Here is a 13,366-nt window from a genome sequence, read left to right as displayed (position 1 = left end):
TTTAATTTTAATAAACTCAAACCTCTAAAAATAATGAACTATACTAGCACCATAACTAGCAAACTATCAATATAGTGGGTGTACTTACCTAATTTAAAAGCTACTAGAATTGAGTTTTCTTCTTAAGTTTAATTATGAATTGAATTGATCCTTTAATTAAACCTTTCTCATATTGATTCATTCCCAAATTGAAAATTAGGAATATATATACTATTATAAATAGAGCCAGTTTTATCAATAATGTTAGTATTGGGGTTCCAATACTAATTAAATCAATAAATTTGCCTATTCCATATGCAAACAAAAGAGGGATGCTTAGTTTACTAATTGCTTTCCAAAATGAATAAATGTCAAGTCCTATCTCTTTATTATAATAAATATTCATAATTAATCCGTTTCCTATTAGGAAAGAAACTCCCGTTACGAAAGCTGTACCAATGCCACCATAATAATTAGCTACTGGAATGGAGACCGCTACTTTTATTATTGCCATTCCCAAAAATACAAGTGCCCTAAAAGAATATAGATTTTTAGCCTGCAAGATAGTTAAGCCAATGTTTTGTATTAAGTCAATTGTAAAAGGAATCATAATGATTAACGTAATGTAGTATGATTTCCTAAATCCTTCTCCAACCCAAATTGTAATAAATTCTTGTCCATATAAAATAAACCCAATAAGAACTGCACCTAGTAAGAGATACTGTATTCTACCAATTTTTATGAAGAGTTCAGAAAGTTCTGAGTTTGAAGCGTGATTCATAACCCTTTTGGTAACGTTAGGCAGAAATACACCTGACATTGCAATGGATAAAGCCATATATAAACTTACGATTTGTGATGCAATCGAGAATATTGCGACCTCAGATGTACCACTAACCGCTCCTAATATTAGCTGATCCGAGCGCCAAAACAATTGATCCATTATCGCTGTAATAAAAACAAAAAAGGAGAAGCGGATCATTTCTTTGAAAAGAGGCTTATCCCAAAATGAGAATTTAATTTTAACCTTTAATTTATTTAACGTATAAAAAATCTTTATGGCTACAGCAACTATGTTAATGAAAGCTTCTATTATTACTAAAATTAATGCACTTGATTCTATAGAAAATACAGCGAGAACTACAATAGGTCTAATAATGGTTTGTAGAATTGATAAGCCTTTTAAGAAAACAAACTTTTCATGTGCTTCAATTATTGATTTAAATACTGCTGTAGAGATAGTTATAGAAACATTAAATAATATTATTATATACATCTTTTGCGAGGTTATAAGTTCGCTAGTAGTTAATGTTCCAGAGTATATATCATCAATAAAGAAATATAATATTGTGCCAGCAAATATTAATACTAGTGTTAATACTAAGTAGATAATAGTAGAAATAGCGAGGAGATTTTCCCCACCTTTTTCATCTTTTAAAGCAAGGTACTTGGAGTAATACCTTGTGACAGTGTTGGATAATCCAAAGTCAAATAAACTTAAATAAACTAAAATAGAGCCCATAATTTGATATAAACCATATTCATCTTTACCTAGAAAAAAAATCAGTAGTGGAACATAAATAAATCCTACTAGGGCATTAATTCCTGTATATCCATAAGAAAGGAGTACTCCTGCTCTTCTTTGGTTGATTTTCAAAACAATTACCTCATCTATTCTTAACTTTCTTTTTTTGTAAATTCTATTAAGGAAATGTTAAACAAACATTGCTATCTCGATATAATTCCCAATACATTCCTTCAGTTGAACATGAATATCCAATTTTTATATTAAATATAATAGTAAAAATCAAATTAATAATATTCATATTAACTACTAATTGCCTTACTATCATCGTTTTATAACAATTAAAATTGCATTTTTTAAATTAACTTACAAAACTTATTTATTTTAAATATACTCTTTTTCAAATTATATTTGATTATAGTATTACATCTATATATGGAAAAATATATACTAGCTATTTTAAAACGAAAAATATTTTTTGCGAATAAACTACCGCTTATATCTTTTAATTTCTCATCCTCTACTGAATCCATAATATTCTTTAGGTTTTTTACTTTTGTATGCACGCTAACATTTTTTTCACTTATTATTGAGTCTACACAATATCTAAATAACAGCTCTGATAACACATTTTTATTTGTTACTAAACCATCATATTTTAACATCAGTTCAGCATATAAGTTGTTAATAACATTACATCTAGTTTTCATATATTGATATGAGTGTTTTAATCTTGATAAAGAATTACCTGCATTTACCCTATGGTAATATAAAACTTTTTCCACAGTAGCTATTTTATCTGCAATATTAAATACTTTATAATTTAAACAAGTATCCTCAGCAAAATTATCATGATCCTCATAAAAAATAGAGTTATCAACAAGAAGTTTTCGTCTAATTAATTTATTATATGGAGCTCCAAAGTAAGGTTCTAGGGGATATTTTATTAATGTATTTATAAATTCTTTATCCGTTAAATTTTCACTATTTTTTTCGAGATAATTTTGATATCTAAATTTTCGTTTTGCTTTGTGAAAATTTGTGTTAACTAAACAAATCCCACACATTACAATATCAGCATTATCAGTAATGGCTTTATTAACAAGGATTTCAATCATACTTTTATCTAAATAATCATCACTATCAATAAAGATACAATATTCACCGGTTGCTTTAGTAAGTCCTGTGTTTCTTGCAATCGAAACACCTTCATTTACTTTATGGATAACTTTAAAGTTTTCATATTTCGCTGCATAATCGTCACAAATCTTCCCGCTATTATCACTTGAACCATCATTTATCATTAGAACTTCAATATTTTTATATGTTTGTTTTTGGATAGAGTTCAAACATTCACACAAATATTCTTCAACATTATACACAGGTACAATGACAGATATTTTGGTATCAAACACTTAACTGCCCCCCCCTATCTCTATTAATTTTTTTCTTAAATAAGAGTCTTAAATATACAAAAGAAAGCAAATATGGAGTAATAAAAAATCCCCAATATATAAATGAGCACCAAGCACTTAATGCAATTATACAATATAGAGTTTTATGATATAGTGTTCTCTTAGATGCATAAAATCTTTTTGTTGAAGCCCCAATAAACAAACCAAAAATTAAACTCTCTATAAATACACCAAAGTATCGAAAATCATAATAAAAAAATGTAAACATTGTGATATAGACATTTGTTGTTTCTCTTTTACCCTCAAAAGCCATTATCCCTGTTGAAAGGATATAATTTAGCTCATTGTTTATTTTCATTAAAAAATCTGGATAAAAACCTGTTATCTTCTCTGTTAAAGAAAAAGGTATATTTAAAATACCATTTGAGAAAGCTAAGCCATATGCCATAATATTATTTTCATCAATATAATTTAGCCAATGATCCATAACCGTCATAGAAATACCTAAATAATTATATAAGAAATCAATAGATAACTGACCATTTCTACTAAATTGAATAATAAATATAGAAGCAATTATGAATAATAAAGTTCTAAATATTAGTTTTTTATTAGTTTTTGACAATCTTTTATTATTAAATGCTAAGCATAAACATATGCTCATAAACCAGTAAATAAATAATTCTTTGCCTTGAGTAACTATAATATGAGAAATTACAGAAAATAAAGCCAGTGTAAAAACTTTCTTATTTCTAAATCCATCTAAAAATAGATTCAATAATAGTGGTGCAAGTAAAAAAAATATAAATGGTAGTGCTACCCAAGTAGAAAAAAACTTTTCAAACCCATTAAATAATATACCTGTTGTGTAATAATAATACCTTATTTCTAACCAACTAACTCCATTTAATAATAATGAAATTACTTTTGATAATTGTATTAAATAAAAAAATAGTATGACCCATAAAAACTTAGTCAATATTTTAATATTAATTTGATAATCTTGCGTAACTCCACTTTTATATTTAGTACTTAAAGTTAATATTTTACTATTTTTCATAAAAATATAACCAACAGTAAAACCTGTAATTCCAATTAAAACTACATAATAGACTCTTGTGGAAAATTCGACAAGTCCATATAGTTTTAAACCACTTAAAATTATTACTACAAGCCATATACCGTAAAAACCTACTAAAACAAAGTTTTTCTTTCTATTTAATATAACGGACATTATTAACAGTAATAACAATACTAAAACCGTAAATATATACATGTTTACCTCCAGTTGTGGAGTATGTTTAATCACTTTTTGGCACAAATTTACCGTATTTCTTATACCAAAAATCTCTAATACCAAAATAAATGTATTTTATTTTTTTAGATTTATCATCTTCAAAAAATAAAATCTTACATATATTATTTATAGACTGTAATAGCGATACTACATAAAAATAAAACTTATTATAATATTTTTTATTGTAATACAGTCTATTTCTAGTAATGTAATAACATCTTAATGCAGAATGTTGAATAACACCACTTTTCGATAGGCTGCCAAGACTTTGTTTAAGATTACTTTTGTGATATTTGATTATTTTATAACCACGTAATTTAACTTGCTTGCAGAAATCAACATCAACCCTGTCAATAAAATAATTTTCATCAAATCTAATTTTTTCATTATTCATTATAGAAAGATTAATAAAACTACCTGAACTGATCACCCAATCAACAAAGCCATATTCATCCTCACCATGATTTAAAATCTTTTTACCTTTAAAAATTATCGTGGGTGCGTATATACCTACATTTTCAAATTGACTTCTACATATAAAATCTTTCATCTTCACAATATCTTCACTTTGAAAAACACTATCCTGATCCATTGTGCAAAGGTAATCAATTTTATCTAAATAAATTGATTTTAATACATAATTATACGCATAGCTTAACCCCATATTTTCAGAGTTGTAAATATACACCAATCTTTTATCTTTATTAATAAAATCTACATACTCACTATTATCTTCAGTATTATCAAAAATGATTACTCGATCAAAATCATTTAGATAACCATTCACCTTTTCTATATCTGCTATTTCTGGCTTATATAAAACAACCTCAACAGCAAAAGTTTTTTTATTTACCATAGATATACCTCATATTTAGTATATTTTATTGGGCTCTTTTATTGATGGGTAGCAAAGTATTACTCCATAACATGATTTTATTAACTCCTCCCCTTACACATCTATTAAAACCATATCATCTAAATATATGTCTGGTCTTTTAGTGCTATCTTTATACCATTTACTTGGCGCAATAACAATCTTTTGGTTGTTTTCTGATAAATATGCCCCCCACCATGAAAAAGAACTATTGGCAATAATAAAATGTTTACAAGTGTAAAGGAGGCGTAAACTCTCATAGTCTTTAAAGCCTTCAATATATCTCACAGGATATTTAAAATCAAAATCTTTTACTACATCTTCAATACAATCTGAAAAAATATAAAAAGTAGGTTCTTCAATTTTCTCCGCAATAATATCCATTGCTTTATAATAATATTCCTTATTACATATATTTAGAGGTGAATTGCGGTAATCTTTTCCCCATCTAATACTAATTCCAACTGCATCATTACTTTTAATATCTTCCAATAACTCTTTCTCTTTATTTGTTGGCTGAATTCTTACCTTAAGTTCTTTTTTAATTAGCTCTTTATGGCCCCTGAAATATTTTTCACTTTGGAAATAACCATAGGTATATTTAAATTCCTTTTTACTCTCCACAATAGGATAGTAATATCTATCTAAATTATAATAAAGACCCTTTTCTCCTAACAGCTGAAAAACACTCTCACCTATTTTATCAGTACGAAGAGATACTTTTTTGATCTTAAAAAATACATGATATAATTTCTGAGATAAATTTAAATAACCATTTGATACCACTCTTCTCTTAACTTCACTACTATTCTTGATTGTATCGGGTATATTTAACATGTTTAATGAATAGTCTCTTACTTTATATCTATTATAAACACCACAATCCAGAAATAATTCTTCATTATTTTCAAGTTGTAAACTTCTTGCAAATGCATAACAAAACATTTGATTCCCCAGACCGCCTAACATTTTGGCAATAATCATATAATACCTCCAAACACCAAGTAGTTATTTTACAATAACCAATGTCAACTATCTTCTAAAAAACTTTCTGAAAATCCATTTCCCTAAAGGTGTTGGTATAACCAATAAGCCAGTTTGCAAGGTAAACACGTACATTAAATCAAAAAATCCAGCATATCCCATTTTCCAAGATTTATATATAACTCCAATATAGTTTTTTGCTGTAGACCATGACTTACGGCGCTTGTACATGTTGTCATTAGTTCTAAATTTAACTAAAGGTTTATCAATATTCTTCCCTTTACAGCCTTGATAAAGTAATCTTGTGAATAGTTCAATATCCTGACCACGTCTTAAAGTACTATAACCACCATTACTTAAAATCGTACTTTTTTTATACATTACCGTAGGATGATTAAATGGGTTTCTTCTTTTTGCAAATTTATAAATTTCTTTATGAGTAATTGGGACCCTCTTAATTGCTGTAAACTGCTCAGGATTATCATAAAACTCATACATAAACGAACCGACAATATCCAATTCAGGATCACTCGCAAATTCTTCCAGCTGTAATTGGCATCTATTTTTAAATGCTATATCATCTGTGTCCATTCTTGCCACCAATTCATTTTTACACTTATTTAAACCAGCGTTTAAAGCAGAGCCTAATCCAACATTTTCAGACAAGCTAATAATATTTATGTTTGTGTATTTTTTTTCAAAATCACGTAAAACATCCTCTAGTTCATCTGTTAACGGTCCATCTTTTACTATAACAAAGTCATTAGTTGGTACCGTTTGATTCAACATACTTAAAACACTTAATTTTAAATATTCTGGGTCCTCTTTGTAATAAACAGATGTTAAAACACTGTAGTCCATATTGTACTCCCTCTTAACTCTTCGCTATGATTTCTTCAATTCTATTAACGATTTTACTCGAGCTCATCCCATACACATCTCTCAAATAATTTTGAGAGCCTACAATACTAGAGTACATATCATTTAGGCCAACCTTTATAATTCTTGCTTTTGTACCTGCTAGTTCAGCCATAACCTCCGAAACAGCACTACCAAACCCGCCAATAACATTATGTTCTTCAACAGTCACTATGAACTCAAATTTTTTTGCGCACTCTTCAATCGTTTTTCTATCGATTGGCTTTACTGTTGGAAATGTATATAATGCAGGATTAACTCCATCTTTACTTAATATTTCTTTTGCTTCCATTGCTTCATCAAAAATAGCACCTGTAGAAAATATTGCTACTCTCGCGCCATCTTTTATTTTAATTGCCTTTCCGATTTGAAAATCATCTATTTTATCATGAATACGTTTTTCTCCGCCTCTACCAAGTCTCAAATAACATGTACCTTCGTGCTCATAGATAGCTCTAGTTGCATATTCAGCTTCAACCAAATCACCTGGTGCAAGAACTGTAACATCAGGCAATGCCCTCATTATTGATAAATCCTCTGTAGCATGGTGACTCATTCCTAAAGACCCGTAAACAAATCCTCCACCTACACAAACAATCTTCACGTTTGCATTATGATAAGCACAGTCATTCCTTATTTGCTCAATAGCTCTTAATGTTGGGAAGTTTCCAATAGAATAAGTAAATACCGTCTTCCCTTCTAAAGCCAAACCTGCAGCAAAACTTGTCATATTTTGTTCAGCAATCCCAGCATTTGTGAATTGATCAGGTAACTGTTCCCAAAATGGTTTTAATACACCAAATCCTAGATCCCCTGTTATAAGGTGTACATTTTTATCTTCTTTTGCTATATCTATTAAAGTTTTTACAAACGTATCCCTCATACCTTTTGAGCCTCCAATTCATACATATCTAATACACCTTCGGGCATTTGCTCTTTTAATTCAGCAACAGCCGAATCATATTCTTCACCTTCATGCGGGAAGCGATAGTGCCAAAGTATATCATTTTCCATAAATGAAATCCCTTTTCCTTTTATGGTATTAGCGATAATTACAGTAGGCTTGTTTTGTGAAGAAGTAGCCTGATTATATGCGTCTCTTAATTCATCATGATTATGACCATCAATATCAATCACGTTCCACCCAAACGCTCTCCACTTATCTGCAAAAGGCGATAGCTCGATTGTATTGTCACAAAAATCCAAGCTTTGCATTTTATTATGATCTATAACTGCAACTAAATTATTAAGTCTATAATGGTTAGCCATTAAGGCAGCTTCCCAGACCGATCCTTCATCACATTCCCCATCACCTAATATAACGAATACGTTATGATTCTTTTGGTCTTTTTTTGCTCCATATGCCATACCTGCTGCAACTGATAATCCGTGACCAAGAGATCCCGTCGAAAACTCAACACCAGGAATACCTTTATGTGAAACATGACCAGACAATCTACTACCATCAGCATAGTGTGTTTTTAATTCTTCAATATCAAAAAAGCCTTTTTCTGCTAGTGCAGCATATATTGCAGCACCTGCATGGCCTTTACTGAGAATAATTCTATCTCTTTCTGGCATTTTAGGATTTTCGGGATCTATGTTGGCGATATCGTTATAAAGTACTGCAATAATGTCTGTTACAGATAATATTGCACCTATATGTGACCCTTTCGAAATATGTGTCATTTCTATTCCATGTCGTCTAATTTTCCAGGCTAGTTGTAAACTATTCATTTTGCAACCTCCTTATCCTCTGATATCATTAATAGTTCCTCAATTTGTTCTGTTGATAAATTCCACTGCATTGCTTCGAGATTGGATAAAAGTTGGTTAGGGTTTTTTATCCCAGCCAATACAACTGAATTAGGTATATGATCAAGAATAAAGCGTAAAGCAATTGAAGGGATTGACCTTCCAGTTTGCTCTGAAATTTTTCTCATGACATTAACGATTTCCAAGTTTTTCTTAAGTTTTTCACCATGGAAATTTACATACACGTCTCTTGAACGTCTATCGTCAGAACCAAACTTTACATTACTATCATACTTTCCAGTTAGTATCCCTTGTCCTAGACTTCCCCACGTTAATGGAGTGAGTTCGAGTTCATTTGATAGATTGAGTAAGTCCTTTTCATTCTTTCTACAAGCTAAACTATATTCATCTTGGAAGCTAACAAATTTCCCAATATGTGAGTTAAGTTCAGTTTTATCTTCTTGATGTATATTTGACAATCCATAATAACGAATGTACCCTTTGGTTTTTAAATCCTCTAACTTATAGATAACATCATTAATATTAGTTTTATTGTCCCTGTAGTGAATTTGATATAAGTCAATGTAGTCTGTTCCTAATCTTTTCAAACTGCCTTTAACTGCTCTTTCTATCCACTCTGGGCTGTTGTCAAAAAATGTCTTACCATTTTCAACACGCACACCGAATTTAGTAGCAATCACTACTTTATCTCTGTTTCTTTTAATTGATCTGCCCAATACCTCTTCCGATTTACCAAGCCCATAAGTATCAGCGGTATCAAAAAAATTAACACCCTGATCTATTGCAGTATGAACTGCATTAATCAAGTTATTTTCTGATACCTCTCCCCAACCATGACCACCCATAGGACATCCACCCATACATAGCCTAGAAACTTTTAAATCTGAATTTTTCAGAGTAATATATTCCATAGAACATTCTCCTATTTATTTATTTGCAATATGTTTAATTGCTTTTTGAACGACTCTCCATACAGTATTAAAAAATAGATAGACATCCGTTTTCATTGATACTGTTGCAGCGTATTTAATTCGTAGTTGATTTTTCTTTTTTAGAACAAACTTTTCGTAAATCTCATCAGCATTTTCTCTGCCGACTATTTCATCAAGATTAATAAATTCTATTGAACTATAATCAGTTATTCCAGGTCTTACTTTTAATATAAATTCCTCGTTACCACTGTATTGAGAGGTGTATTTTACCAACTCCGGACGTGGTCCAATGAAACTCATTTCTCCTTTAATAATGTTTAGAAGTTGTGTAATTTCATCAAGTTTTGTTTTACGTAGAAAGTTACCAACCTTTGTGATTCTACTATCATTCAACGCTGTTGTACCTCCACCGATTTTGTCGGCATCCTTAACCATTGTACGGAACTTATAAATCCTGAAGTTTTTCCCATTATATCCACCGCGTTCAGCTTTATAAAGAACAGGAAAACCAGTTTCTAAGATTATGAATATAGATACAACTATATAAACTGGTAACAAAATTATTAAAAATATAAGTGCTAATAAAACATCAAATATTCTTTTTATATATCTGTTATAAATTCCCTTGTATCCTTTAATTTCTTCAAGCTTAATAGAATCAACTTCTACATGTTCTACTGGTGCAAATTTCATAATAACCCCCCCTTAACTTTATTATTTAAATTACAATGAGCCGTTATGTTTTGATCATAAACCACAAAATTATTAAGTTGATATTTACATTTATATAAATTCGATTTAATTTCTCGACATGTTTAAGGGTCTATCTTTCTTGTCTATACTGCTCTTAAAAGAACAAACAAAGGAGCGAATCTAGATGAGAAAAGGACTGACCATTACCAATAACCATGGCTGGACAATTGAACAACTTCAAGCGCATGAGAAAACGATTAAAAAGGCTTCTATGGCGAAACGAGTGGCGGTGATTCGTCTGATTATGCAAGGGTATTATGCAATTCAAGTGGCCAAACTCCTAAACGTCCATCGTGAAACCATTTCAGGCTATGTCAAAAAATTTAATCGTGGTGGAATGGACGCCTTATTACATCGTGATTATTCGCCGGGCAAGCCGCCTTTTCTGTCAACAACGGAAGAACAAGAATTGCGACGAATGCTTGAACACAGCACACCGGCAGAAGAAGGATATGGCTTTGAATCACGTTGGGACACGCGTATTTTAAAGCACGTCATCGAAGACAAGTTCGCCATTACGATGTCCCGTAGTGGCATTAGCGATATGTTGAAACGATGGGGTTTCAGCTATACGCGGCCCACCTATACTCTCAAGCGTGCCAACCGTCTAAAACAAGAAGCGTTTCAACGGGAATTAGACATGGTGAAAAAAACGTCTCAGACGATGTAATTCTTTTATATGAAGATGAAAGCCACATTCGCGATTACCAAACGCTCCGTTCCACATGGAGTGTCAAAGGGAAACAAACGCAAATTCCCACGCATGGCCATCATGCGACGGTGAGTTTATTCGGTTGCGTAAACATTCGAAACGGCGAATTTCTTTGTATGGAAACGAACCAATGTAATGCCCAATCGTTTTACACGTTTCTTCGCTATACATTGGCACAATATGAGGATCGACACGTCATCATGATCCTCGATAACGCCCGTATCCATCATGCAAAAATCCCAAAGCCTTTCCTGCAAGAAAAGGAACATCGACTGACTCTTCTTTTTCTTCCGCCGTACTCTCCTAACCTAAACGCCGTGGGATGGTTGAAAGAGAGTGTTATCGTCAATCGGTTTCATGCCACCCAGCACGATATCCGAAAATCAGTTTCATCGTTTTTAGAGCACCTAGATCGATTTCCTGAAAAAGTGCTCCAACGGATTGGATCGTTAGCCATGCCGGAATATTAATCGTGATTTATATAGTTGCTTAGTACTTATTTGGAATATCTTATTCTTTTCCAACCAACTACTAACCCACTAAATTAAATCTAACTCACATACCCACGTCGCAATTTCTATTCAATTTACCAAGCTACTTCTTAATAAATTTTCGTTTCACTCTCAATCTCAACCGTGTTTCTTCCTATTTATACTTATATACCGTTCAATCAATGTTACTTAATTTAGCACCGAACGTTCCTCAAACCCTTATCGTACAAGGCTTCCAGCACCTTATCTAAGCTCAATAGTCACTTCCCTCTCAACATGCAATCACTATAGTTTATTAGTTGATTAGGATGAAGACTTTCCTTGCCAACTAACTCCTCCTAACCAACTATCTACAGTACAATCTTTCAAAAAGCTAGCTTGAAGAGCTTTAATCCTCATAGTTTTATAAGAATGGAACACTTTCACCTTTCTCATCACTATCTTCACCTTCATTGTCCCCTGGATGCAAACTACAATGAACCTTTCCATCCACATAACTAATATCTCCATGCTCAGGGCAAATCTCTTGCCCATAATCCTGCAAATATTGAACAAAAACTACATCTGAATGTTCAATACTCTCTAAATCCGAATTAAATATAGGGCATCTAACCCTACCTCACACCACACTACCGACAACTGTTCGTGTCTAAGGTGTAATGTCAACCCACATTTAACCCACAGCATAGCCGAGTGCCTCCATTGATACAGGTAAGGAGACATCACCTCATTCACATTTAAAAGATTAAAGATAAAATATCCTTAATCTTTTAAATGTGGTATTGATATGACCGTTTCTTAATTTAGCCATTCTTAAGTAAAGATTTTTCAAAAATTTGTTGTAGATATTCCAACAAATCTTCTCTTAATTCTGCATTCTGCAACGCCATCTCAATCGTCGTCTTAATAAACCCCATTTTCTCTCCAACATCATATCTAGTTCCTTCAAAATCATAAGCAAATACTCTTTGGATTTGATTCAACTTTTGAATGGCATCCGTTAGTTGAATCTCTCCCCCAGTACCAAGCTCTTGCTGTTCTAAAAACATAAAAATCTCCGGCGTTAGGACATAACGCCCCATAATGGCTAGATTGGAAGGGGCTGTTCCTTGTTTTGGTTTTTCCACAAAGTTATTAACCTGGTAACGGCGTCCCAATTGTGCAGAAGGGTCAATAATTCCGTAACGATGTGTTTCTTTTTCCGGGACAGTTTGAACACCAATGACAGAAGATAGAGTCGCTTCATACTCATCCATTAATTGGCGCAAACAAGGTTTTTCGGATTGAACAATATCGTCACCAAGCAACACTGCAAACGGTTCATCCCCAATGAATTTGCGTGCACACCATACCGCATGTCCAAGACCTTTTGGTTCTTTTTGACGTATATAATGGATATCTACTTTAGAAGGCTCTTTCACTTTTTCAAGTAAATCAAATTTTTCTTTTTGCATCAGATTTTCTTCTAATTCAAAAGAGTGATCAAAATGATCTTCAATTGCTCGCTTTCCTTTCCCTGTAACAATAATAATGTCCTCTATACCTGAAGCAATTGCTTCCTCAACAATGTATTGAATAGTAGGCTTGTCTACAATTGGCAGCATTTCTTTAGGCATTGCCTTCGTCGCTGGCAAAAAGCGAGTTCCTAATCCAGCAGCTGGAATAATAGCTTTTCTTACTTTTTTCATTTATATATCTCCTTCCACAATT

The 13,366-nt window shown here is 31.9% G+C and carries 13 protein-coding genes; 2 read left to right on the top strand and 11 right to left on the bottom strand.

The window, feature by feature from the left end:
- Positions 1-103 precede the first annotated feature (103 nt).
- From ACFOU2_RS14585 to ACFOU2_RS14540, 10 genes are all read right to left on the bottom strand, one after another.
- The gene (locus ACFOU2_RS14585; protein WP_377916316.1) at positions 104-1,636 is read right to left on the bottom strand and encodes a lipopolysaccharide biosynthesis protein; all 1,533 of its coding nucleotides are present in this window, start codon (positions 1,634-1,636) and stop codon (positions 104-106) included.
- 224 nt (positions 1,637-1,860) lie between these two features.
- Positions 1,861-2,919 (bottom strand): glycosyltransferase family 2 protein, encoded by a 1,059-nt coding sequence (locus ACFOU2_RS14580; RefSeq protein ID WP_377916314.1) that lies wholly within the window; start codon positions 2,917-2,919, stop codon positions 1,861-1,863.
- Positions 2,912-4,195, bottom strand: a complete 1,284-nt coding sequence (locus ACFOU2_RS14575) for an O-antigen polymerase (protein ID WP_377916312.1) — start codon at positions 4,193-4,195, stop codon at positions 2,912-2,914. The genes ACFOU2_RS14580 and ACFOU2_RS14575 overlap by 8 nt, the downstream gene beginning before the upstream one ends.
- 25 nt (positions 4,196-4,220) lie before the next feature.
- Positions 4,221-5,072 carry a glycosyltransferase gene (locus ACFOU2_RS14570; protein WP_377916310.1) on the bottom strand — a complete coding sequence of 284 codons (852 nt, stop codon included), beginning with the start codon at positions 5,070-5,072 and terminating at the stop codon, positions 4,221-4,223.
- Positions 5,073-5,165: 93 nt separating this feature from the next.
- Complete coding sequence (locus ACFOU2_RS14565) at positions 5,166-6,074, bottom strand: alpha-1,2-fucosyltransferase (RefSeq protein WP_377916308.1); 909 nt, start codon at positions 6,072-6,074, stop codon at positions 5,166-5,168.
- Between the two features lie 48 nt (positions 6,075-6,122).
- A complete protein-coding gene (locus ACFOU2_RS14560; RefSeq protein ID WP_377916306.1) occupies positions 6,123-6,935 on the bottom strand; it encodes a glycosyltransferase in 813 nt (270 codons plus the stop codon).
- 13 nt (positions 6,936-6,948) lie between these two features.
- Positions 6,949-7,875: a transketolase family protein gene (locus tag ACFOU2_RS14555; RefSeq protein WP_377916304.1), complete on the bottom strand. Its 927-nt coding sequence runs from the start codon at positions 7,873-7,875 to the stop codon at positions 6,949-6,951.
- The gene (locus tag ACFOU2_RS14550) at positions 7,872-8,729 is read right to left on the bottom strand and encodes a transketolase (RefSeq protein ID WP_377916302.1); all 858 of its coding nucleotides are present in this window, start codon (positions 8,727-8,729) and stop codon (positions 7,872-7,874) included. The genes ACFOU2_RS14555 and ACFOU2_RS14550 overlap by 4 nt, the downstream gene beginning before the upstream one ends.
- Positions 8,726-9,679 (bottom strand): aldo/keto reductase, encoded by a 954-nt coding sequence (locus ACFOU2_RS14545; RefSeq protein WP_377916300.1) that lies wholly within the window; start codon positions 9,677-9,679, stop codon positions 8,726-8,728. The genes ACFOU2_RS14550 and ACFOU2_RS14545 overlap by 4 nt, the downstream gene beginning before the upstream one ends.
- A gap of 15 nt (positions 9,680-9,694) precedes the next feature.
- Positions 9,695-10,393 (bottom strand): sugar transferase, encoded by a 699-nt coding sequence (locus tag ACFOU2_RS14540; RefSeq protein WP_377916298.1) that lies wholly within the window; start codon positions 10,391-10,393, stop codon positions 9,695-9,697.
- Between the two features lie 184 nt (positions 10,394-10,577).
- Between ACFOU2_RS14540 and ACFOU2_RS14535 the strand changes: the two genes are divergently transcribed.
- The gene (locus tag ACFOU2_RS14535) at positions 10,578-11,123 is read left to right on the top strand and encodes a helix-turn-helix domain-containing protein (RefSeq protein WP_377916296.1); all 546 of its coding nucleotides are present in this window, start codon (positions 10,578-10,580) and stop codon (positions 11,121-11,123) included.
- Positions 11,009-11,635, top strand: a complete 627-nt coding sequence (locus ACFOU2_RS14530; RefSeq protein ID WP_377916294.1) for an IS630 family transposase — start codon at positions 11,009-11,011, stop codon at positions 11,633-11,635. The genes ACFOU2_RS14535 and ACFOU2_RS14530 overlap by 115 nt, the downstream gene beginning before the upstream one ends.
- Before the next feature lie 824 nt (positions 11,636-12,459).
- On the opposite strand, the gene galU is transcribed toward ACFOU2_RS14530, so the two are convergent.
- Positions 12,460-13,344: a UTP--glucose-1-phosphate uridylyltransferase GalU gene (gene galU, locus ACFOU2_RS14525; protein WP_377916292.1), complete on the bottom strand. Its 885-nt coding sequence runs from the start codon at positions 13,342-13,344 to the stop codon at positions 12,460-12,462.
- Positions 13,345-13,366: the final 22 nt, after the last annotated feature.

Origin of the sequence: Bacillus songklensis, from assembly GCF_042649685.1 — a bacterium.
Classification (GTDB): Bacteria; Bacillota; Bacilli; order Bacillales; family Bacillaceae_H; genus Bacillus_BA; species Bacillus_BA songklensis.
This window is presented reverse-complemented; position numbering and strand designations above follow the sequence as displayed.